Below are 20,523 nucleotides of genomic sequence, written 5' to 3'. Positions count from 1 at the left end.
AGCCCGGGCCGCACGACCTCGCCCCTATGCTGTTGCCGTGACCACGACACCGCCGGAGGGGACGGCGCCGCAGGGCCGCAGCGACGCGTCCGCCGCCCGGGCCAGGGTGCTGGGGTGGGCGCGGCGCAGCATCGACCTGATCCCGACCCCGTGGCTGCTCACCGGCGCGGGGGCGCTGCTCCTCGCCGGCACCGCGGTGTTCGGCGGGCTGGAGGCGGCCGCGGTCGACCCGATCCCCGAGGTCGCGGTGGGTGAGACGTACGCGGGGTCCGACCTGGAGCTGACGGTCGTGGCGGTGGAGCTGCGCGACGATCGCGGGCAGACGTGGGTGTTCCCCGAGGAGGAGAAGGGCGAGCGCGTGCTGGTGGTCACGGTCGACGCGGTGAACACCTTCCACGCCCCGCGCGGCTCGACCTCGGGCGTCCCCGAGTCGGCGGTGGTCGACGGCATCCGCATCGAGGGCCTCGACGAGAAGGGGCAGGTGTCGCGGGCCGACGACGGACGCGGGGCCCCGACGCTGCAGCCCGACGTCCCCGCACGACTGCTGCTCGCCTGGCTCGTGGGGCCGGACGACTACCGGGAGGGCGAGGAGCTCACGCTCACCCTGCCGGACTCCACGCACGCGGTCGGCTCGCGGGTGATCCGCGGGGACTACTGGACCGACGTGCGGGTCGGCGCGACCCTCACGGCGCGGATCGGGGAGGAGACGGCACCGTGAAGAAGCACGTCCTCGTGTGGCTGCTCACCGCGGCGCTGCTCGCCGGCGCGTGGGTGGTGTCGAAGGTCACGCTTCCGGACGACGCCGCGACGGCCGCGTTCCCCCGGGTCACGCGGATCGGCGAGGAGGCCGCCGTGCGCAACCTCGTCGTGACGATCACCGACGTGCGCCTGGCCGACCGGGTCGAAGACGCGGACGGCTGGTCGGCCGACGGCACCTGGCTGGTGGTCGACCTGGAGGCCGCGTCCGCCGTGACGCAGGACCTCAGCACCCTCTCGCTCGCGCAGCTCACCATCGGCGACCGCACGTTCAGCGCCACCGATCGCGGGACGACGTTCGCGCAGCAGCGGCTGGTGACCGGCGTCCCCCGCGCGGGGAGTCTGGCGTTCGAGCTGCCAGACGACGTCACGGACGACCGCGCCACCCTGCGCCTCGGGGTCGCGGGCGCCGGCATCGGCGAGGTCCTGCTCGACGGGGTCGTCGACCTGCCGCTCGACCTCGCCGACCTCCCGGTCGAGGCCGCCATCCTCCTCGACGAGAACGGGTGGGCCCGCGGATGACGATCCCGCCTCCGCCGCTCCCGCCCGCGCCCACGGTCGAGCCCGCACCGGTGCCGCGTCGGCCGTCGTGGTGGCGTCGCAACGCCGTCGCGCTCGTCGCCCTCGCGGTGCTCGCCCCGGTCACCGCTGCGGCCGTCGGCTGGCAGGAGTGGTATCAGTACTTCGGGTTCGGGGCCAGGGCGGTCACCGCGATCACGGTCGACGAAGACGCCTCGGCCGACCTCGCCGGAGCCGAGTGGGGTCCGGTGCGCGGGGGCGAGATCGACGACGTGAGCGGCCTCGACGTCCCCGACGGCACGCGGCTGATCGCCGTGGCGGTGCCGGTCGACGCGAGCACCGCGGGCATCGGCTGCGAGACCCCGAAGCTGGTGGAGCGGGCGACGGGCCGCGAGTGGCGCCCCGTGCGTCTGGAGATCGGGCTGCTGTCCGACCCGGACGAGCCGGAGACGTGCCTGAGCGCAGAGGCCGGGGAGTACGAGCTGGTCGTGCCGTTCGTGGTGCCGGACGACGCGGAGGGCCCGTTCTGGGTGGACGTGCGACCCTACGACGCGGGCGGCTCGTTCCTCAGGTTCGCGTTCGAACTCTGACCCCCCACGGCATCGCGCGGCGGGGCGGCGACGACGGCCGCGGCGACCGCGTCGACCGAGGAGGGCAGCAGCCCCGCGGCATCGGCGACGGCGCGCATCTCCGCCTCGGCCGCGGAACCGGTGGTGGTGTCGGAGCGCTCCTGCTGCTTGCGTCGCAGTCGCCCGAGCGTGGCGTCGTACGCGCCGCTGATCACGGCGATGCGCACGGGCTCGATCAGCAGCATCGGGACGAGGGACACGAGGGGCGTCGCGACCGCCCAGAAGACGAAGTCGTGCGGACCGATCAGGCGGGTGAGACCGAAGGCCAGGTACGACTCGAGCGCCTTCACCACCACGTACAGCAGGGCGTAGGACGCGACCAGGAGCGGGCCGGCCCGCCACATCAGCAGCAGCGCGCGACCGATCGGGCGGAACCGGGCGCCGAGTTCGTCGCCGAGGTCTCTGAGCCGGCGCACGAGCGGGTTGGGGATGGCCTCGGCGTGCTGACGGAACCGCGACAGGAACCGGCTCTCGACGCGCAGCTTCTCGGCCACGATCGCCTGCCCGAACACGACGCCGGCGATCGTGAGCCACGCCAGCGGCGCCAGCAGCACCGGACCGGCCTCCGACAGCACCCAGCCGACCCCGTCCCACAGCCACCGCAGCGGCGCGACCGCGTCCAGCAGTCCCTCGCGCACGTCTTCCAGGACCGCCATCGCGGCTCGGCTGTCGACCCAGGCCTTGATCGCGTCGAACACGTCGCCGAGCACCATGACCGAGAAGAACACCCAGACGACCTCGAAGTACACCGCCACGGGCGAGAGCCAGGCGGCGAGTTTCGGCGACCACTTCGACCACGCCCATCGCCCGGCGAACGCGACGACGATGATCGCGATCGTCCAGACGTTGAGGGGCAGGTTGAGCACCGTGTCCTCGGAGCCGACGGCCGGTTCGCCGTTGACGCTCGCCGTCCAGATGATCCCGGAGCGCACCTCGAGGGCACGGGCCGAGTAGGTGCGCACGTCCTCGCCGAGCAGGCCCTGCGCCCAGTACACGGCGAAGAAGGGGAGGATCCCGGCGAGCAGCGCGGTGAGGAACGTCCGGCGCCGGTCGGCGGCGGACTCCGGGAGCGGGGCGACCTCCTGCAGGTTGCGCAGCCCGTCGCGCAGCACCAGGAACATGGCCACCAGGCTGACGAGCCGGGCGAGGATCGCGATGGGCAGCACCAAGAAGCCCAGCGTGGCCGAGGTGGCACCCACGAAACCGGCGATCTCGGTGATCACGTAGTGCACGAGGACCCCGGCCAGGTACCACGCCATGAGCGCGGGCCAGTGCCGCAGCAGCACGCGCCCGGCGGTCGTCAGGATGGCCAGCACAGCGTCAATATATCGGCAGTGCGCCCGCCGCGCGCCTGATCAGTTCCAGACGCTGGGGGCGGGCGTGCGCACGGGCGGGAGGGCGGACGCCGCCGCCCAGTCGTGCACCCAGGCGTCGATCTCCGGCACGCCCTCCGGCTTGCCGACCGCGGCGAACAGCTCCTCGTTGCTCACGGTGCCGCCCGTGCGCCGCAGCACGCGCGCCCGCACGATGGCCCTGGCGTACACCTCGCCGTCGACCACGGCCCGGTGCTCCAGGAACAGCGCCCTGTCGTCGTGGCCGATGAACCGCGACTGCACCTCGAAGCGCTGCCACAGCTGCAGCGACTTGCGGAACGTGATGGTCTCGCTCGAGACGACCGCGTACCAGCCGCGCTGCTTCATCACGTCGAACAGCCCGGTGCGGATCAGGTGATCCCAGCGGCCGAGGTCGAACAGCGACAGATAGCGGCCGTTGTTCATGTGCCGGAGGATGTCGAGGTCGGTGGGGAGGGTCGTGACGGTGACGCTGCTCACCGCGGTCGGGTCGAGGGTCTTCCCCTGCCGCACGCGACGCCGCGCGCCGAGGATCACGAGGAGGGTCCGCCAGATCACGTTCACGAGGGACGATCGTAGCCAGCGGCGCACGAACCGTGAATATCGTTGTGCGGTTCCTCCAGGCCGTTCACCCGCGCGTCACCCCGCTCCGCGCCGATTTCGAGTTTTCACGGGCCGCGCGTAGAGTCACCGCATGAGCGCCGAAGCCCAGCCCGAAGTCATCGTCCGTCCGGTCCGTGATGTGGATGCCGAAGCCCTCGGTCGCGTGCACGCGCAGTGCTGGCACGAGACCTACGATCACCTGATCAGCAAGGCCGCGCTGGAGAAGGTCTCGCCCCGCCGCATGGCCGAGCTGTGGACGCACTGGGCCGCCCAGGGCCCCGACTTCAAGATGAACGCGGCCCTCGTCGACGGCGAGATCGTCGGCTTCGTCGGCTCCGGCCCCGCCCGCGACAAGGACGCCCCCGCCTTCCGGGAGCTCTACTTCATCTACCTGCTCGACGCGTACCACTCCACCGGCATCGGCCAGAAGCTGTTCGACGCCGCGGTCGAGAAGGACGAGCCGCTCTACCTGTGGGTCGCGGAGGACAACCCCCGCGCGCACCGCTTCTACACGCGCAACGGCTTCCACCTCGACGGCGCCTCGCACACCGAGCCCTTCCTCGGCGAGACGCTCACCGAGGTCCGCTTCGTCCGTCCCTGACGCGTCGCGACCGGGAGAACCCTCGTGACGGCGGCGATCCTGGTCGGACTCACGGGCGGGATCGCCGCGGGGAAGAGCACGGTCGCGCGCGCCCTGGCCGCGCACGGTGCCCGCATCGTGGACGGTGACGCGGCCGCCCGTGCCATCGTCGATCCCGGCACCACGGACGGCGCGGCGCTGCTCGACCGGATCACGGCGCTGCTCGGGGCCGAGGTCCGCACGGCGGACGGGTCTCTCGACCGGGCGGCGGTCGCGGCACGCGTGTTCGACGATCCCGCCCTCCTCTCCCGCTACAACGCCCTGCTGCGCCCGGCTCTGCTGGCCGAGGTGGCTGCGCGCATCGCCGAGGCCCGCCGCGAACCGGGTGTCGTGGTGCACGAGATCCCGCTGCTCAGCCGCACCACCGCCCCCCTGCCCTGGACGTACGACCGGGTCGTGACGGTCGAGGCCGCCGAGGCCATGCGCCTGCGACGGTTGCGGGAGGAGCGGGGGCACGATGCGGCCGAGGCCGAGCGGCGGCTCCGCGCACAGGGCGCCGAGGCCGACCGGATCGCGATCGCCAACGAGGTGCTGCGCACGGACGGCACCCTCGCCGACACTCTCGCCGCGACGGCCGTGCTGTGGGAGCGGCTCAGCGCTGCGCGTCCGCCGCGGTGACGATCTCCGCCAGCGCGCGCTCGACATCGCCCCGGTCGTAGCCGAGCAGGGCGGTCTCCGCGGGGTCCGGCTCGTACGCGATCACCGCGCCGCGGCCCTGCACGATGAAGCGGTCGGGCTGGAACGGATGCTCCTCGTCGCGCTCCTCGATCGTGTGCGCGCTGCCGGCGGCGTCGGCGAGCAGCTGGAAGTAGTCGCGATACGTGAGGTTCGCGTCGCCCACCAGGTAGGCCCGCCCGCCTTCGCCCGCATCGAGCGCGCCCTGCACGGCCTGCGAGAGCGAGCGCACCGACAGGTAGTTGGTGCCGCCGGGCGGGGCGAACAGCGCGGGTTCGTCGAGCTCGCCGCGCGTCCACGCGATCATGCGGGCGAACCGCCGCAGGCCGCGCTCATCGGCGCCGACGATCGACGGCGGGTTCAGGGTGATCGCCGCGAAACCGTCGTCGCTCAGGGCGCGGGTGCGCTCGTCGGCGTCGCGCCGCGCCGCCACGTAGGGGATCCGCTCCGCCCACTCCGGGTGCAGCTGGTGGTAGTAGCTGCCGATCTGCACGAACCGGCCGACGCCCGCGGTCTTCGCGAGCGCGGCGAAGCGCGGCACCCCGACGCTCTGCGTGCGCTCCCAGAACGCGTCGTCCTCCTGCGCGGCGGGCACGTGGCGGATGTCGTTGCCCGCCGCGAACACGACCGCGTCGAAACCGTCGAGCAGCGCGGCGGACCCGGCGTCGGTGTAGTCGCCCCGGAGGCGCGGCATCCCGGCGATGGCCCGGGGGTCGCGCTCGGACGGCTCGCGCCGCGCCATCACGGTCACCGCGTCACCGCGCGCGGCGAGGTCGGCGGCGACGTGACTGCCGATCATCCCGGTCGCGCCGACCACCAGCACCCGGCTCATGCGAACACCGCCCGGCCGTCGGAGATCACGGGCGTCCCGTCGCGCCGCAACTCGAAGTCGCCGCCGTGCCACGACTCGACCTCGAGCACATCGCCCGGGATGACCGGACCGCTGAACCGGCCCCGTAGCGAGCGGAGGTCGGCCGGATGCGCGCCCTGCTCGGAAGCGAGGACGAGGGTGGTGGCGGCGAGCGTGCACAGCCCCTGGAGGATCGGCACGGTCTGCCCGATCCGCGCGGACGCCGCGGGATCGATGTGGATGTGGTGGCGGTCGCCGGTCAGCCGGTACAGGGCGGCCTGCGTCGGGAACGTCGTCACGGCGGCCGTCGCACCCACCGGTCGCTCGTCGGTGGCAGCCCGCGCCGGGCCCCGTCCCCCACCGAACCCGCCCGCACCGGGCGCGAACAGTGACCAGGTCGCGGTGAACTCGGCGCACTCCACGATCACGTCGAACACGGCCGCGGAACCCTTGTCCCACACGTCGCCAACGCGGGCGGACAGCCGCAGCTCGCCCGAGCGCGGCAGCGGCCGGTGCACCTCCAGCGTCTGCGAGCCGTGCACGGCGCGGTCGTCGAACGCCCCCGCCTCGGCGAGCACGTCGGGCGCCCACTGCGCGAGCGTCAGCCCGAACGACGGGAGCACGCGCAGACGGTCCTCGAACACGAGATCGAGGTCGGTCGCGGCGGCCCCGACCGACAGCGCGTAGAGGATCGCGTCGCGCTCGTCGTAGCCGACTGTCCGCTCGCCGAGGTCGCGCCCGGCCCAGTCGCCCGCGCTCATGCGCCGTACACCGGCTCGGGGGCAGCAGCTTCGGCGACCAGGGCCCGCACCGCCTCGCCGACCTCGGCCGCGTCCCACCGCCGATCCCGGTCACGCCGGGGCCCGTGCCGCCATCCCTCTTCCAGGCAGAGGCGGCCGCCCTCGATCTCCAGCACGCGGCCGGTGACGTCGCAGTCCGCGCTGGCGAGCCAGGCGACCACGGGCGAGACGTTCGCCGGGTCCATGCGATCGAAGCCGTCCGCGGGCGCGGCCATCGCGTCGGCGAAGGGCCCCTCGGTCATGCGCGTGCGGGCGGATGGGGCGATCGCGTTGACGTGCACGCCGTACCGCTGCAGCTCGGCGGCGGCCACGAGGGTGAGGGAGGCGATGCCGCCCTTCGCGGCGGAGTAGGCCGCCTGCCCGATGCTGCCCTGGAGCCCGGCGCCGGACGAGGTGTTCACGACGCGGGCGACCGGCTGCCGCCCGGCCTTGGCCTCGGCACGCCAGTGCGCGCTCGCGTGGCGCAGCGGCGCGAAGTGCCCCTTGAGGTGCACGCGGATCACCGCGTCCCACTCGTCCTCGCCGGCGTTGACCAGCATGCGGTCGCGCACGAACCCGGCGTTGTTCACGAGGATGTCCAGTCGTCCGAACGCCGTGAGCGCCTGCTCGACGAGGGCCCCGGCCTGCGCGAAGTCGGCGATGTCGGCGCCGTTCGCGATCGCCTCTCCCCCGGCGGCCTCGATGAGCTCGACGACCTCCTGCGCCGGACCGACCGAGACGCCGTCACCGTCGAGGGTCGTGCCGAGGTCATTCACGACCACCTTCGCCCCCTGGCGCGCGAGCTCCAGCGCGTGCTCTCGGCCGAGGCCGCGACCAGCACCGGTGACGATGGCCACGCGGCCTTCGAGTATTCCTGCCATGGTCGACTCTCCTTCGAGCGGCGTCGGCGGACGCGGGTGGGATGCGCCCGAGCATACCAACCAAGCAATTGCTAGGGCAAATGCACGGTGAGGGTTCCGTCGATAACCAAGCAACTGCTAGGGTGCTTGAGCAAACGTTAGGTTAGGTGTCCGATGACGATCACTTCCGCCCTGCACCCTCGCGGCGTCCGCACCGTCACGATGGACTACCCGCCGGTGAACGCACTCCCCGTCGCCGGGTGGTTCGACGTGGCCGCCGCGATGCGCGAGGCCACGGCCGACGCCGAGACCCGCGTCGTCATCCTCCGCGCCGAGGGCCGCGGGTTCAACGCGGGCGTCGACATCAAGGAGATGCAGCGCATCGAGGGCTTCTCCGGCATCCTCGGCGCCAACCGCGGCTGTTACGAGGCGTTCAAGGCCATCTACGAGTGCGCCGTTCCGGTCATCGCCGCCGTCAACGGTTTCTGCCTGGGCGGCGGGATCGGCCTCGTCGGCAACAGCGACGTGATCGTCGCCTCCGACGACGCGACCTTCGGCGTGCCCGAAGTGGACCGCGGCGCGCTCGGCGCCGCCACCCACCTGGCCCGCCTCGTGCCGCAGCATCTGCTGCGCTCGCTGTACTTCACGAGCCGCACGGTGACGGCGCAGCGTCTCGCGGAGTTCGGATCCGTCGACGCGGTGGTGCCACGCGCCGACCTCGACGCGACCGCGCTCGCGCTCGCGGAGGAGATCGCCGCGAAGGACCCGCGCGTCATCCGCGCCGCCAAGGAGGCGCTGAACGGCATCGACCCGATCGACGTCAACCGCAGCTACCGGTTCGAGCAGGGCTTCACGTTCGAGCTCAACCTCGCCGGCGTCGCCGACCAGCACCGCGACGCGTTCGTCGCGACCGGCGAGAACCTGACGACATGACCACCGCCGGATCCGCCGCCGATCTCGCGCCGCTGATCCGCGACGGCATGACGATCGGCGTCGGCGGCTGGGGTTCACGGCGTAAGCCGATGGCCCTCGTGCGGCAGATCGTGCTCTCCGGGGCGCGCGACCTGCGCATCGTCAGCTTCGGCGGACCGGACGTGGGCCTGCTCTGCGCCACTGGCCAGGCGTCCGAGATCGTGCACGGGTTCGTCTCGCTCGACAGCATCGCGATCGACCCTTACTTCGCGGACGCCCGGCAGTCCGGCGCGGTGCGCAGCGTGGAGTACGACGAGGCGATGCTGGTCGCCGGACTCCGCGCCGCCGCCCGGCGCCTGCCCTTCGAGGCCACCCGGGCGGGGGCGGGCTCGGACGCCGTCAGCCGCAACCCCCAGATCCGCACGATCACATCGCCCTACGCCGACGCCGAGGTGCTGGTGGCGATGCCCGCCGTGCCCCTCGACCTCGCCCTGCTCCACCTCGACCGGGCCGACGCCGCCGGCACCGCCGTGTGCCTCGGGCCGGACCTGTTCTTCGACGACCTGTTCGCGGGCGCGGCGGCGCACACCGTGGTGAGCGTGGAGGAGGTGGTGGACACCGCCGCGCTGTGGACGGGGCTCGGCCCCACGGCGCGCTTCCTCGACCGCACGCTCACCGACCGGATCGTGCATGCCCCGGGCGGAGCCGGGTTCACGGCGCATCCGCCCCATCACGACCGCGACGAGGAGGGGCAGCGCGCCTACGCCGCCGCGGCCGCCTCGCCCGCGGACCGTGAGGCGTATCTGACCCGGTTCCGGGCGGGCGAGCTCGCCCCGCGGACGAGTGAGGCGGCGACACAATGACGGCCACGCGCGCCGAGGTCGCGATCGCCGCGTGCAGCGACCTCTTCCGCGGCGCGGGCACGATCCTCGCGAGCCCCGTCGGCATCGTGCCCACCGTCGGGGTGCGGCTCGCGCGGCTCACGCACGCGCCCGGCCTGCTGCTCAGCGACGGCGAAGCCACCCTGTACGCCGACACCCCCGCCGTCGACGAGCCGTTCCGCGAGCCGGAGGCGCCGCTCCCCTACGCGCAGCTGTTCGAGCTGATCGCCCGCGGTCGCCGCCACGTGATCATGGGGGCCGCACAGCTCGACCGCCACGGCGACCAGAACCTGTCCGCGATCGGCGACCGCGACCGTCCCACCCGGCAGCTGCTCGGCGCCAGGGCCGCCGCCACGAACACCGTCAACCACGCGACCAGCTACTGGGTCGCCCGCCACAGCCCGCGCGTGTTCGTGGACCGGGTGGACGTGGTCACGGGCGTCGGGCCGGCCAGGGCGCGCACGGCCGGGGCCCACCGCTTCCACGACGTGCGCCGCATCGTCACCGACCTCGCGGTGCTCGACCTGACCGGCCCCGGCGCCACGGTCGCCCTCGTCAGCCTGCACCCCGGCGTGACCCTCGACCGGGTGGTCGCGGCCACCGGCTTCCCGCTGCACATCCCCGCCGTCGTCCCCGAGACCCGGCAGCCCACCGCCGAGGAGCTGCGCCTGGTGCGCGAGCGTCTCGACCCCCGCGGACTCCGCGACCGAGAGGTGATCGCATCATGACCACGCCCCCGCAGCTCTCCACGCCGCTCACGCGCCTGACCGGCGTCGACCATCCGATCGTGCAGACCGGCATGGGCTGGGTCGCCGGCGCCCGCCTGGTCACCGCCACCGCGCAGGCCGGAGCGCTGGGCATCCTCGCCTCCGCCACCATGACCATCGACGAGCTCGAACGGCAGATCATCGAGGTGACCGAGCGCACCGACCGGCCCTTCGGCGTGAACCTGCGCGCCGACGCCGGGGATGCCACCGAGCGCGTCGAACTGCTCATCCGGCACGGCGTGAAGGTCGCCAGCTTCGCTCTCGCCCCACGACGCGAGCTGATCGAGCGACTCAAGGACCACGGCGTGGTCGTGATCCCCTCGATCGGGGCCGTGCGGCACGCCGAGAAGGTCGCGGCGTGGGGTGCGGACGCCGTGATGGTGCAGGGCGGTGAGGGCGGCGGTCACACCGGTGCCGTGCCCACCTCGATCCTGCTGCCCTCGGTGGTCGCGGCCGTCGACATCCCCGTGATCGCGGCCGGCGGCTTCCACGACGGACGGGGTCTCGCCGCCGCGCTCGCGTACGGCGCCGCGGGGGTCGGGATGGGCACGCGGTTCCTGCTCACGAGCGACAGTTCGGTGCCCGAGGCCGTGAAGCGGCGATACCTCGACTTCGGGCTGGACGGCACGGTCGTCACCACGAAGGCCGACGGCATGCCCCACCGCCTGCTGCGCACCGAGTTCGTGGAGGGACTGGAGGGCGGAAGCGGGGTGTCCCGCCTGCTGCCGACGCTGCGCCGGTCGTGGGAGTTCAAGAAGCTGAGCGGCCTGAGCTGGCCGCAGCTGGTGCGGGATGCGGTGTCGATGAAGAAGGCGACCGGGCGCTCCTGGACGCAGATGACCCTCGCCGCGAACACTCCGATGCTGCTGAAGGCCGGGCTCGTCGACGGCGACACCTCCGCGGGCATGCTCGCCGCCGGCCAGGTGGTGGGGCTGATCGACGACCTCCCCAGCTGCGAGGAGCTCGTCGACCGCGTGGTGCGCGACGCCGTGGCCCACCTCCGCGCCGCCGCCTCCTGCGTCCTCGCCTGAGCCCCGGGGAGCCGCGCCCCCCGGGGCCCGGACGCACGCCATCCGCGGGTCGTCCGTCGTCAGGCCCGGATGCGCAGCCTCAGAGGCGCTCGATGATGGTGACGTTGGCGAGACCGCCGCCCTCGCACATGGTCTGCAGACCGTAGCGACCGCCGGTGCGTTCGAGCTCGTTCAGCAGCGTCGTCATGAGACGGGTGCCCGTCGCGCCGATCGGGTGACCGAGGGCGATGCCGCCCCCGTTCACGTTCACCTTCTCGTGCGGCACCCCGGTCTCGCGCATCCAGGCGAGAACGACCGACGCGAAGGCCTCGTTCACCTCGAACAGGTCGATGTCGTCGAGGCTCATGCCCGTGCGCTCCATCGCGTACCGCGTGGCGGGGATCGGCGCGGTGAGCATGAACACCGGGCTGTCGCCGCGCACCGACAGGTGGTGGATGCGCGCGCGGGGCGTGAGCCCGTGGTCCTTCACCGCCTGCGCGCTCGCGACGAGCACCGCGCTGGAGGCGTCGCTGATCTGCGAGGCCACGGCAGCCGTGAGCCGTCCGCCGGGGGTGAGCGTCTGCAGGCCCGCCATACGCTCGAGCGAGGTGTCGCGGCGCACGCCCTCGTCGCGGTCGAGCCCGTTCAGCGGGGCGATCTCGCCGTCGAACCGACCCTCGTCCTGCGCTCTGGCCGCCCGCTGATGGCTCTCCAGCGCGAACCGCTCCATCTCCTCGCGCGTGATGTCCCACTTCTCGGCGATCATCTCCGCGCCGACGAACTGCGAGATCTCCTGCCCGGGGTAGCGCTCCTGCCAGCCCGGCGACTCGGCGAACGGCGTGGTGAAGCCGTATGCCTCTCCGGCCACCATGGCCGAGGAGATCGGCAGCTGCGACATGTTCTGCAGACCGCCGGCAATCACCAGGTCGCTGGTCCCGCTCATCACGGCCTGCGCGGCGAAGTGCACGGCCTGCTGGCTCGAACCGCACTGCCGGTCGATCGTGACGCCGGGCACGTGCTCGGGGAAGCCAGCGACGAGCACGGCGGAGCGGCCCACGTTGCCCGCCTGTCCTCCGATCGTGTCGGTCGCGCCGATGATCACGTCGTCGAGCGCGCCAGGGTCGATGCCCGTCCGCTCCACGAGCGCCTTCAGGCTGTGCGCGCCGAGGTCGGCCGGGTGGATGCCGGACAGCGAGCCGCCCCGCTTCCCGACGGGCGAGCGGACCGCGTCGACGATGTATGCCTCTGCCATGGTGTTCCTTCTCTCCGGGTTCACGCGTGCTGACTGCTGACGGCGACGACCTCGCCGGTCATATAAGAGGAGTATGCGCTGGCGAGGAACACCATGACGTTGGCGACCTCCCAGGGTTCCGCGGCCCGGCCGAACGCCTCGCGCGCTTTCAGCTGCTCCAGCAGCTCGGGCGAGGTGACCTTCTCCAGGAACGGGTGCATCGCGAGGCTCGGTGACACGGCGTTCACGCGGATGCCGTGCGGCGCGAAATCCATCGCCGCGCTGCGGGTGAGCGCCATCACGCCGGCCTTCGCGGCGGCGTAGTGGGCCTGCTCCACCTGCGCGCGCCAGCCGATCACGGACGCGTTGTTGACGATGACGCCGGCCGTGCCCGCCGCGACCATGCGGCGGCCGACCGCGCGCAGGCACCGGAACGTGCCGGTGAGGGTCACGTCGATCACCCTGTCCCACTGCTCGTCGGTCATGTCGAGGATCGACACCGACCCGCCGAGCCCGGCGTTGTTGATCATCACGTCGATCGCGCCGCCGTCCTCCGCGAGGTCGAGGAGGGCGGCGACCTGGTCCTCGACGGTCACGTCGCACACGGCGGTGCGCACGCGGTCGGCGCCGAAACGGTCACCCAGCTCGCTCTGCGTCTCGGCGAGGCGGCCGGCGTGCGTGTCGCCGAGCACCACGAGCGCCGCGCCCTCCTCCAGGCAGCGGACCGCGGCGGCCTGACCGATGCCGGCTCCGGCGGCGGCCGTGATGACGACGCGCTTCCCGTCGAGCAGGCCGTGACCGGGGACGTAGGCGGGGGCGGAAGAGCTCATGGGCGGGCCTCTCGGGGTAGGCCGAGCACGCGCTCGGCGATGACGGTGCGCTGGATCTCGTCGGAACCGCCGTAGATCGTGTCGGCGCGGCTGAACAGGAACAGCGTCTGCAGGTCGTCAAGCGCGTAGTCCGCGCCGACCCGCAGGGCCTCGGGTCCGGCGACCTCCATCGCGAGCTCGCCGAGCGCGCGGTGCCAGTTCGACCACAGCAGCTTCGCGACGGAGGCGCCGTCGCCCTGGGCACCGCCGAGCGTGCGGAGGGCGTGCTGGCGGATCACCTCCAGGTCCATGCGGGCGCGCACGAGGCGGTCGCGGATCACGGCATCGTCGATCGCGCCGGTGCGCTGCGCCGTCTCGATCACGGCGTCGAGCTCGCGACGGAACGCGATCTGCTGCGCGAGGGTGGAGACGCCGCGCTCGAAGCCGAGGGTCGCCATCGCGACGCGGAAGCCGTTCCCCTCGCCGCCTACGACGAGGTCGGCATCGGTGCGGGCGTCGTCGAAGAACACCTCGTTGAACTCGCTGGTCGCGGTGAGCTGCAGGATCGGGCGCACCTCGACGCCGGGCTGGTCCATCGGCACGAGCAGATACGACAGACCCTGGTGGCGGCTCGATCCCGGTTCGGTGCGGGCGATCACGAAGCACCAGTCGGCGTGCTGCGCGAGGGACGTCCACACCTTCTGCCCCGTGACGGACCACTCGTCGCCCGTGCGCTGAGCCTTGGTCGCCACCGCGGCGAGGTCGGATCCGGCGCCCGGCTCCGAGTAGCCCTGGCACCACAGCTCCTCGACCGCGACGATGCGCGGCAGGAAGCGGGCCTGCTGCGCGGGCGTGCCATGCGCGATGAGGGTGGGGCCGAGCAGCTCCTCCCCCAGATGGTTCACGCGGGCGGGGGCGTCGGCGCGGGCGTACTCCTCGTGGAAGATGACCTGCTGCGCGATGCTGAGTCCGCGGCCGCCGTGCTCGACCGGCCAGCCCACGCACGTCCACCCCGCAGCGGCCAGGTGCCGGTTCCACTCCAGGCGCGCCTCGAAGTCCTCGTGCTCGCGACCGGAGCCGCCGCGGCCGCGCAGCGCGGCGAAGCGACCGGTGAGGTTCTCTTCCAGCCAGCCGCGGATCTCGGCGCGGAATCGCTCGTCCGCGTCGTGCTGCGTCGCGTCCATCTGTGCTCCTCATCGAGTCGTGGTCTTCGGCGGACCGTTCCCGTATAGTATCAAACTAAACCAAGCGATTGTTTGGTTTCGCTCCCGGGAGTTCAGAGAGGAACCCGCCATGACCGACGACTCGGACGCCGTGGTCACCTACGAGGTGCGCGGCGCGACCGCGATCATCCGGCTGAACCGCCCCCAGTATCGCAACGCCCAGAACTCGAAGGTCACCTACGCCCTCGACGCCGCGTTCACCCGCGCCGTGGACGACGACGCCGTGAAGGTCATCGTGCTCGGCGGGAACGGGAAGCACTTCTGCGCCGGGCACGACATCGGCACCCCCGAGCGCGACATCGACCAGAGCTTCGAGCGCAGGGCCGTCATCTGGTGGGACCACGTCGGAGCCCAGGGCGTCGACTCCCGCTTCGCCCGCGAGTCCGAGGTCTACCTGGGGATGTGCCGCCGCTGGCGCGAGATCCCCAAGCCCGTGATCGCGATGGTGCAGGGTGCCTGCATCGCCGGAGGGCTCATGCTCGCCTGGTCGTGCGACTTCATCGTCGCCTCCGACGACGCGTTCTTCCAGGACCCGGTCGTCGCGATGGGCATCCCCGGCGTCGAGTACTTCGCACACCCCTGGGTGACCAACCCCCGCGCGGCCAAGGAGATGCTGTACACCGGCGACCGGATGCCCGCCGCCCGCGCGCACGAACTCGGCATGGTCAACCACGTCGTCCCGTCGTCCGAGCTGGAGCAGCGCACGCTCGAGCTCGCCGAGCGCATCGGCCGCATGCCCCGACTCGGGCTCGCCCTCGCGAAGAAGGCCGTGAACCAGGCGGAGGATCTGCAGGGCCTGCGCCCCGGCATGGACTCCGTGTTCGGGCTGCACCACGCCGCCCACGCGCACAACGCCGAGGTGGGCGGCGACTCCCTCGGCGGCGTGGACGTGCGCACCATCAAGGCCGACACCGCGGACGGAGCATCCCGATGAACCTCGACCTCACCCCCGCGCAGGAGGCCTTCGCCGCGGAGGCGCGCGCCTGGCTCACCGAGCACGTGCCGTCCACACCGCTGCCCTCGATGGACACGGCCGAGGGCTTCGCGGCGCACCGCGCGTGGGAGGCCGAGCTGGCGGAGGGCCGCTGGTCCGTCGTCTCCTGGCCCGAGCAGTACGGCGGCCGCGACGCCGGAATCACGGAGTGGGTGCTGTTCGAGGAGGAGTACTACCGCGCGGGCGCCCCGACCCGGGTGGCGCAGAACGGCATCTCCCTGCTCGCGCCGATCCTGTTCGAGCACGGCACCCCGGATCAGCACGAGCGGTACCTGCGCGCCATGACCGACGGCTCGCTGATCTGGGCGCAGGCGTGGTCGGAGCCCGGAGCGGGCAGCGACCTCGCCGCGATCCGCAGCACCGCCCGCCGCGACGACGACCGCGGCGGATGGGTGCTCAACGGCCAGAAGATCTGGAGCTCGCGCGCGGTGTGGGCCGACCGCGGGTTCGGCCTGTTCCGGTCCGACCCCGAAGCGCAGCGGCACCGCGGCCTGACGTACTTCCTGTTCCCGATGGACGCCGAGGGCATCACGGTGCGGGCGATCGCCCAGCTCGACGGCACGACCGGGTTCGCCGAGATCTTCTTCGACGACGTGTTCGTGCCCGATGAGGACGTGCTGGGCGCTCCCGGCGACGGATGGCGCGTGGCCATGAGCACCGCGGGCAACGAGCGCGGACTGTCGCTGCGGGCGCCGGGACGGTTCCTCGCCGCGACCGACCGCCTGATCGCACTGCAGTCCGAGCGGGGCGCGACCGGCGAGGATGACGCCGTGGTGGACGCCTGGATCGGCGCGGAGGCCTACCGGCTGTTCACGTGGCAGACCGTGAGCACCCTGCTCGACGGTGGTGCGGTCGGCGCGGAGGGCAGCATCAACAAGGTGTTCTGGTCGGAGCTCGACGTGCACATCCACGAGACCGCGCTGCGCATCCTGGGACCGGAGTCCGAGCTGCGCGGGGAGTCGGCGGTCGACGGCGGGCGCTGGGTCGACGACTACCAGTTCGCGCTCGCCGGTCCCATCTACGCGGGCACCAACGAGGTGCAGCGGAACATCATCGCGGAGCGGATCCTCGGACTCCCCCGCGGCGGAGACGGAAGGCGCGCCTGATGCGGTTCCTGCCCACGGAAGAACAGACCGCGTTCGCGGAGGCCATCGACGAGATCGTGGAGGGCGCGGGCGGCGCCGACGTCGCACGTGCCTGGGCCGACGGCGACACCGCCCCCGGGCTCGCCCTGTGGGCGCAGTTCGCCGAGCTCGGGCTGCTGGGGCTGCGGGTGAGCGAGGAGGCGGGCGGCTTCGGCGGCACCCTCGGCGACCTGGTGGTGGTGTTCGAGCGGCTCGGCTACCACGGCGTGCCCGGCCCCTACCTGGAGACGGTCGCGCTGCTGCCCTCCCTGGTGGACGACGGGACGCGGCAGGCCCTCGCCGCGGGAGCCATCGCCACCGCGGCGGTCGACGGTGTCGCTCCCGCCGCCGTGGACGCCGCCGTGGCCACGCACCGCTACCTCGTCCGCGGTGACGCGCTGAACGAGGGCGAGCCGGGCGCAGAGCTGACCTCGGTCGCGCCCACCCGGCGTCTCGCCCGGCTCTCCCCCACGGGAGCCTCGACCCCGCTCGTGCCCGGCGCCCTCGACGCGGCCCTGAACGAAGCAGCCCTCGCCGCCGCCGCGCTGCTCGTGGGCGCGGGAGAGCGGCTGCTCGCGGAGGCCGTGTCGTACGCGAAGGTGCGCGAACAGTTCGGCCGTCCGATCGGGGAGTTCCAGGCGCTCAAGCACCAGCTGGCGGATGTGCGGATCGCGCTGAGCTTCGCGCGGCCGCTCGTGTGGAACGCGGCACTGCGCGCCGACGAGCCCGACGAGGACCGGGCGGTGTCGGCCGCCAAGGTCGCCGCGGGCGACGCCGCGCTGCGCGCCGCGCGCACCTCGCTGCAGGTGCACGGCGCGATCGGCTACACGGCCGAGCACACGCTGCGGATCTGGCTGGGCCTCGCGCCCGCGCTGTCCGCGGCGTGGGGCACGCCGGATTTCCATCGGGCGCGCATCGCCCGCGACATCCTTCCGAAGGAGCGGTGATGTCTTTCGAACCCGATGAGGATCAGCAGGAGCTCGTCGCCCTCGTGCGCGGGATCCTGAGCCAACGCGCCGACAGTGCGGCGACGCGTCGGGCCCTGGAGTCGGACCAACGGTTCGACGCCGACCTGTGGCGTCTGCTCTGCGAGGAGATCGGCATCGCCGGCATGGCCGTCCCCGAGGAGCACGGCGGCGCCGGCTTCACACTGCGGGAGGCGCAGCTGGCGCTGGAGGAGATCGGCTACGCGCTGGCGCCGTCGCCGTACCTCGGCTCGGTCGCGATCGCGGCGCAGGCGATCCTGGCCGCGGGCGATGCGGAGGCGTCCGCCCGACTGTTGCCCGGCATCGCGGAGGGATCGTCGGCGGCGGCGCTCGTGTGGGCCGACCCGTCCGGACGCTTCGCCCCCGACCACATCGACGTGCACGCCGAGGCCGACGGGGAGGCGTGGACGCTCACCGGCACGGCGGGCTTCGTGCTGGACGGGCTGCCCGCCGACGTGCTGGTCGCGGTGGCCCGCACCGCCGACGGCCCGCGCCTGTTCGAGGTGCTCGACGCCGCGGCGGTCGCGCGCGAGGACGACCCGACGATGGACCAGACCCTGCGGCTCGCCACCCTCCGGTTCGACGGGGTCCCTGCCCGTCCGCTCGGCGACGGCGATCCCGCCGTGCTCGACGACGTGCGGGCGCTCGCGCTCGCGGCGGTCGCGGCGGTGCAGGCGGGCACAGCGGCGCGGGCCCTCGACGACACCGTGGCCTACGCGCAGCAGCGGGTGCAGTTCGGGCGACCCATCGGCTCGTTCCAGGCGCTCAAGCACCGCATGGCCGACCTGCACGTGCGGGTGGAGGTGGCGCGCACCGCGTCCCGCGCGGCCGCCGACGCCCTCGCGTCCGGCGCCCCCGACCGCGCGGAGCTGGCCACGATCGCGAAGGCCGTGTGCTCGGAAGCGCTCACCCGGGTCGCGGGAGAGATGATCCAGCTGCACGGCGGGATCGCGATCACGTGGGAGCACGACGCGCACCTGGTGTTCAAGCGCGCGCACGCCCTCGGCACCCTATTCGGCACCCCGCGCGAGCTCCGCGCCGCCGCCGAGCCCTGGGCCCTCGCACGCCTCTGACCGCAGCCCTGGCGGCGGCCTCAGCGGCGGAGCGGGGTGGTCTCCGCCCAGTCGGTGTACTTGCGGCGCTCGCGGAACAGCCAGCGGCCGTCCACCCGCACGAGGTCGTCGTCGTAGCGGTCGGCGAGGGTGAAGCGGATGCGTCCCTCCGAGGTCTCGCGGATGTGGTGCGACAGGCAGGCCGTATGCACCCGGGCGGTGTCGCCTCGCACCTCCACATCGCTCGGAGACAGCGCGTGACTGGTCGCCACGAAGGCCGTGAGGGCCTCGAACGCCGCGACCAGCTCCGCCGTCCCCCGCGGCGTCTCGGCCGGGTGATCGGCACGCGGCCGATACAGGAGCATCCGCCCGTCCGGCACGAACAACGACGCCATGTCGGCGAACCTCCGCTGATCGGCGTAGCGCCCGTACCGCAGGATCGTGCGGGTGATGTCGAGCCAGTCCGCGAACTCGGCCGTGCTCACCGGGGTCCCTCCGCGCGTCGACGGTGCAGCGGTGTCGCGGCGTCCGCGGCCCAGGTGGTGCGTCGGCGGTCGGGCTCCGCAGCCGGCAGCGGCTCCACCGCCACCAGGGTCTCACGGCTGCGCCGGGCGAGCTCCTGGTAGATGCGCACGCCGTTCCGCTTCCACTCCTGCGCGTCGTCGTCGAGGAGCCCGACCACCCGCGCCGGGGCTCCAAGCGCCTTCGACCCGGGCGGGATCACGGTGCCCGCGGTGACCACGGCACCTGCGCCCAGCAGCGCGTCCGCCCCGATCTCGGCGCCGTCGAGCACGGTGGCCCCGATGCCGATCAGCGCGAACGACCCGATGCGGCAGCCGTGCAGCACCGCACCGTGGCCGACGTGGCTGTGCGGGTCGAGCACCGCGTCCGCACCGGGGAACGCGTGGATGACGCACGAGTCCTGCACGTTCGACCCCTCCCCCACGACGATGCGACCGAAGTCTCCGCGCAGGCTCGCGAAGGGTCCGATGTAGCAGCCGCGACCGATCACGACGTCACCGATCAGGCTCGCGGTCTCGTGCACGAACGCGGTCGGGTCGACCACCGGCACCACGCCGTCGAACGCGTACGACGGCATCAGGCGACCTGACCGCCGTCGATGACGAAGTCCTGTCCGGTGCAGTAGCTGCTGGCCGGGCTCGCGAGGTAGGCGACGAGTGCCGAGATCTCCTCGGGCCGGCCCGCGCGCGGGATGGGGATGCGTGAGATGAACCCGACCCCCGCCCGGGTGTCCTCGGTGATCATGGGCGTGTCGACGGCGCCGGGACACACGGTGTTCACGCGGATGCCGCTGCCCGCCAGCTCGCGGGCCAGCGCGTGGGAGACCCCCCGCAGCCCCCATTTCGACGCCGAGTAGGGCACGCGGTTGGCGTAGCCGGCGACCCCGGCCGTCGAGGCGATGTTGATGATCGAGCCGCCGTCGCCCAGGAGCGGGAGCAGCGCCTGCACGCCGAGCATGGGGCCGATGAGGTTCACGTCGAGCGTGAGACGGATGACGCGCTCGGCCGTTTCCGCGAGCGGTCCTTCGGGGCAGAACCCGGCGTTGTTCACCAGCACGTCCACGTGGCCGAACCGCTCGCGCGCAGCCTCGGCGACCGCGCCCCACGCGTCGGCGGAGGAGACGTCGTGCGCGAGGCCGATCGCGCGATCGCCGTACCCGGCCGCGACCTCCTGCACGGCCGCCCCGTCGAGGTCGGTCAGCACCAGGTCGGCGCCGAGCTCGTGGAACAGAGCGGCGTGCGAGCGGCCCTGCCCTCCGGCGGCGCCGGTGATGACGGCGACGCGTCCGGTCAGGTCGATGACGGGTGTTGCACTCATGGGGTTCCTCCGCGATAGTGATCGAACAAACG

24 protein-coding genes are annotated in these 20,523 nt (G+C 72.9%); 13 read left to right on the top strand and 11 right to left on the bottom strand.

The features are described 5' to 3' along the window. The first annotated feature begins 37 nt into the window (after window positions 1-37). The 3 genes from DW297_RS15795 to DW297_RS15785 are packed head-to-tail and all read left to right on the top strand — an operon-like array spanning window position 38 to window position 1,865. Window positions 38-718 (top strand): hypothetical protein, encoded by a 681-nt coding sequence (locus DW297_RS15795; protein WP_168442887.1) that lies wholly within the window; start codon window positions 38-40, stop codon window positions 716-718. Continuing rightward, complete coding sequence (locus DW297_RS19120) at window positions 715-1,278, top strand: DUF4352 domain-containing protein (protein ID WP_136034136.1); 564 nt, start codon at window positions 715-717, stop codon at window positions 1,276-1,278. Before DW297_RS15795 ends, DW297_RS19120 begins: the two co-directional genes overlap by 4 nt. Continuing rightward, entirely contained in the window at window positions 1,275-1,865 is a 591-nt protein-coding gene (locus tag DW297_RS15785) for a hypothetical protein (RefSeq protein ID WP_136034134.1), read from the top strand. Before DW297_RS19120 ends, DW297_RS15785 begins: the two co-directional genes overlap by 4 nt. Here DW297_RS15785 and DW297_RS15780 read toward each other — a convergent pair. Both DW297_RS15780 and DW297_RS15775 read right to left on the bottom strand, forming a co-directional pair. Then, window positions 1,820-3,220, bottom strand: coding sequence for a hypothetical protein (locus DW297_RS15780; protein WP_136034132.1), 1,401 nt, complete (start codon window positions 3,218-3,220; stop codon window positions 1,820-1,822). The genes DW297_RS15785 and DW297_RS15780 overlap by 46 nt on opposite strands. A 39-nt stretch (window positions 3,221-3,259) precedes the next feature. Then, window positions 3,260-3,820 (bottom strand): acyl-CoA thioesterase, encoded by a 561-nt coding sequence (locus DW297_RS15775; RefSeq protein ID WP_136034130.1) that lies wholly within the window; start codon window positions 3,818-3,820, stop codon window positions 3,260-3,262. A gap of 130 nt (window positions 3,821-3,950) precedes the next feature. On the opposite strand from DW297_RS15775, the gene DW297_RS15770 reads away from it, so the two are divergent. Together DW297_RS15770 and coaE are read left to right on the top strand one after the other, a co-directional pair. After that, a complete protein-coding gene (locus DW297_RS15770; RefSeq protein ID WP_136034128.1) occupies window positions 3,951-4,460 on the top strand; it encodes a GNAT family N-acetyltransferase in 510 nt (169 codons plus the stop codon). Between the two features lie 24 nt (window positions 4,461-4,484). Then, on the top strand, window positions 4,485-5,117 hold the full coding sequence (coaE, locus tag DW297_RS15765) for a dephospho-CoA kinase (RefSeq protein ID WP_240744653.1): 633 nt from the start codon (window positions 4,485-4,487) through the stop codon (window positions 5,115-5,117). Here the strand turns inward: coaE and DW297_RS15760 are convergent. From DW297_RS15760 to DW297_RS15750, 3 genes are read right to left on the bottom strand one after another with little or no spacing between them, the layout of a single operon-like run. After that, window positions 5,092-6,006 (bottom strand): NAD-dependent epimerase/dehydratase family protein, encoded by a 915-nt coding sequence (locus tag DW297_RS15760; protein WP_136034126.1) that lies wholly within the window; start codon window positions 6,004-6,006, stop codon window positions 5,092-5,094. The genes coaE and DW297_RS15760 overlap by 26 nt on opposite strands. Continuing rightward, window positions 6,003-6,785 (bottom strand): MaoC/PaaZ C-terminal domain-containing protein, encoded by a 783-nt coding sequence (locus DW297_RS15755; protein ID WP_136034123.1) that lies wholly within the window; start codon window positions 6,783-6,785, stop codon window positions 6,003-6,005. Before DW297_RS15755 ends, DW297_RS15760 begins: the two co-directional genes overlap by 4 nt. Continuing rightward, a complete protein-coding gene (locus DW297_RS15750) occupies window positions 6,782-7,684 on the bottom strand; it encodes an SDR family oxidoreductase (protein ID WP_136034121.1) in 903 nt (300 codons plus the stop codon). Before DW297_RS15750 ends, DW297_RS15755 begins: the two co-directional genes overlap by 4 nt. Before the next feature lie 153 nt (window positions 7,685-7,837). Here DW297_RS15750 and DW297_RS15745 point away from each other — a divergent pair, with 153 nt between their 5' ends. The 4 genes from DW297_RS15745 to DW297_RS15730 are packed head-to-tail and all read left to right on the top strand — an operon-like array spanning window position 7,838 to window position 11,254. Beyond that, the gene (locus DW297_RS15745) at window positions 7,838-8,596 is read left to right on the top strand and encodes an enoyl-CoA hydratase family protein (protein WP_136034119.1); all 759 of its coding nucleotides are present in this window, start codon (window positions 7,838-7,840) and stop codon (window positions 8,594-8,596) included. Further along, on the top strand, window positions 8,593-9,438 hold the full coding sequence (locus DW297_RS15740; protein WP_136034117.1) for a CoA transferase subunit A: 846 nt from the start codon (window positions 8,593-8,595) through the stop codon (window positions 9,436-9,438). The genes DW297_RS15745 and DW297_RS15740 overlap by 4 nt, the downstream gene beginning before the upstream one ends. After that, window positions 9,435-10,184 (top strand): CoA-transferase, encoded by a 750-nt coding sequence (locus DW297_RS15735; RefSeq protein WP_136034115.1) that lies wholly within the window; start codon window positions 9,435-9,437, stop codon window positions 10,182-10,184. The genes DW297_RS15740 and DW297_RS15735 overlap by 4 nt, the downstream gene beginning before the upstream one ends. Further along, the gene (locus DW297_RS15730) at window positions 10,181-11,254 is read left to right on the top strand and encodes an NAD(P)H-dependent flavin oxidoreductase (protein ID WP_136034114.1); all 1,074 of its coding nucleotides are present in this window, start codon (window positions 10,181-10,183) and stop codon (window positions 11,252-11,254) included. Before DW297_RS15735 ends, DW297_RS15730 begins: the two co-directional genes overlap by 4 nt. A gap of 79 nt (window positions 11,255-11,333) precedes the next feature. Here DW297_RS15730 and DW297_RS15725 read toward each other — a convergent pair whose 3' ends face one another. The 3 genes from DW297_RS15725 to DW297_RS15715 are packed head-to-tail and all read right to left on the bottom strand — an operon-like array spanning window position 11,334 to window position 14,457. Then, window positions 11,334-12,485 (bottom strand): acetyl-CoA C-acetyltransferase, encoded by a 1,152-nt coding sequence (locus DW297_RS15725; RefSeq protein WP_136034111.1) that lies wholly within the window; start codon window positions 12,483-12,485, stop codon window positions 11,334-11,336. A 20-nt stretch (window positions 12,486-12,505) separates the two neighbouring features. Beyond that, complete coding sequence (locus tag DW297_RS15720; protein ID WP_136034109.1) at window positions 12,506-13,294, bottom strand: SDR family oxidoreductase; 789 nt, start codon at window positions 13,292-13,294, stop codon at window positions 12,506-12,508. Next, complete coding sequence (locus DW297_RS15715) at window positions 13,291-14,457, bottom strand: acyl-CoA dehydrogenase family protein (RefSeq protein ID WP_136034106.1); 1,167 nt, start codon at window positions 14,455-14,457, stop codon at window positions 13,291-13,293. Before DW297_RS15715 ends, DW297_RS15720 begins: the two co-directional genes overlap by 4 nt. 109 nt (window positions 14,458-14,566) lie before the next feature. On the opposite strand from DW297_RS15715, the gene DW297_RS15710 reads away from it, so the two are divergent. The 4 genes from DW297_RS15710 to DW297_RS15695 are packed head-to-tail and all read left to right on the top strand — an operon-like array spanning window position 14,567 to window position 18,673. Further along, a complete protein-coding gene (locus tag DW297_RS15710) occupies window positions 14,567-15,430 on the top strand; it encodes an enoyl-CoA hydratase (RefSeq protein WP_136034104.1) in 864 nt (287 codons plus the stop codon). Continuing rightward, the gene (locus tag DW297_RS15705; protein ID WP_136034102.1) at window positions 15,427-16,596 is read left to right on the top strand and encodes an acyl-CoA dehydrogenase family protein; all 1,170 of its coding nucleotides are present in this window, start codon (window positions 15,427-15,429) and stop codon (window positions 16,594-16,596) included. Before DW297_RS15710 ends, DW297_RS15705 begins: the two co-directional genes overlap by 4 nt. Then, window positions 16,596-17,561, top strand: a complete 966-nt coding sequence (locus tag DW297_RS15700) for an acyl-CoA dehydrogenase family protein (protein WP_136034100.1) — start codon at window positions 16,596-16,598, stop codon at window positions 17,559-17,561. The genes DW297_RS15705 and DW297_RS15700 overlap by 1 nt, the downstream gene beginning before the upstream one ends. After that, complete coding sequence (locus DW297_RS15695) at window positions 17,561-18,673, top strand: acyl-CoA dehydrogenase family protein (protein ID WP_136034098.1); 1,113 nt, start codon at window positions 17,561-17,563, stop codon at window positions 18,671-18,673. Before DW297_RS15700 ends, DW297_RS15695 begins: the two co-directional genes overlap by 1 nt. 20 nt (window positions 18,674-18,693) lie before the next feature. On the opposite strand, the gene DW297_RS15690 is transcribed toward DW297_RS15695, so the two are convergent. Genes DW297_RS15690 through DW297_RS15680 form a run of 3 tightly spaced genes read right to left on the bottom strand, consistent with a single transcriptional unit; the run spans window position 18,694 to window position 20,491 of the window. Then, window positions 18,694-19,137, bottom strand: a complete 444-nt coding sequence (locus tag DW297_RS15690) for a nuclear transport factor 2 family protein (protein ID WP_168442886.1) — start codon at window positions 19,135-19,137, stop codon at window positions 18,694-18,696. Then, a complete protein-coding gene (locus DW297_RS15685) occupies window positions 19,134-19,751 on the bottom strand; it encodes a gamma carbonic anhydrase family protein (RefSeq protein ID WP_136034094.1) in 618 nt (205 codons plus the stop codon). The genes DW297_RS15690 and DW297_RS15685 overlap by 4 nt, the downstream gene beginning before the upstream one ends. Beyond that, the gene (locus DW297_RS15680) at window positions 19,751-20,491 is read right to left on the bottom strand and encodes an SDR family NAD(P)-dependent oxidoreductase (RefSeq protein ID WP_136034092.1); all 741 of its coding nucleotides are present in this window, start codon (window positions 20,489-20,491) and stop codon (window positions 19,751-19,753) included. Before DW297_RS15680 ends, DW297_RS15685 begins: the two co-directional genes overlap by 1 nt. Window positions 20,492-20,523 lie beyond the last annotated feature (32 nt).

Origin of the sequence: Microbacterium sp. PF5 (assembly GCF_004794315.1) — a bacterium.
Lineage (GTDB): Bacteria > Actinomycetota > Actinomycetes > Actinomycetales > Microbacteriaceae > Microbacterium > Microbacterium sufflavum.
This window is presented reverse-complemented; position numbering and strand designations above follow the sequence as displayed.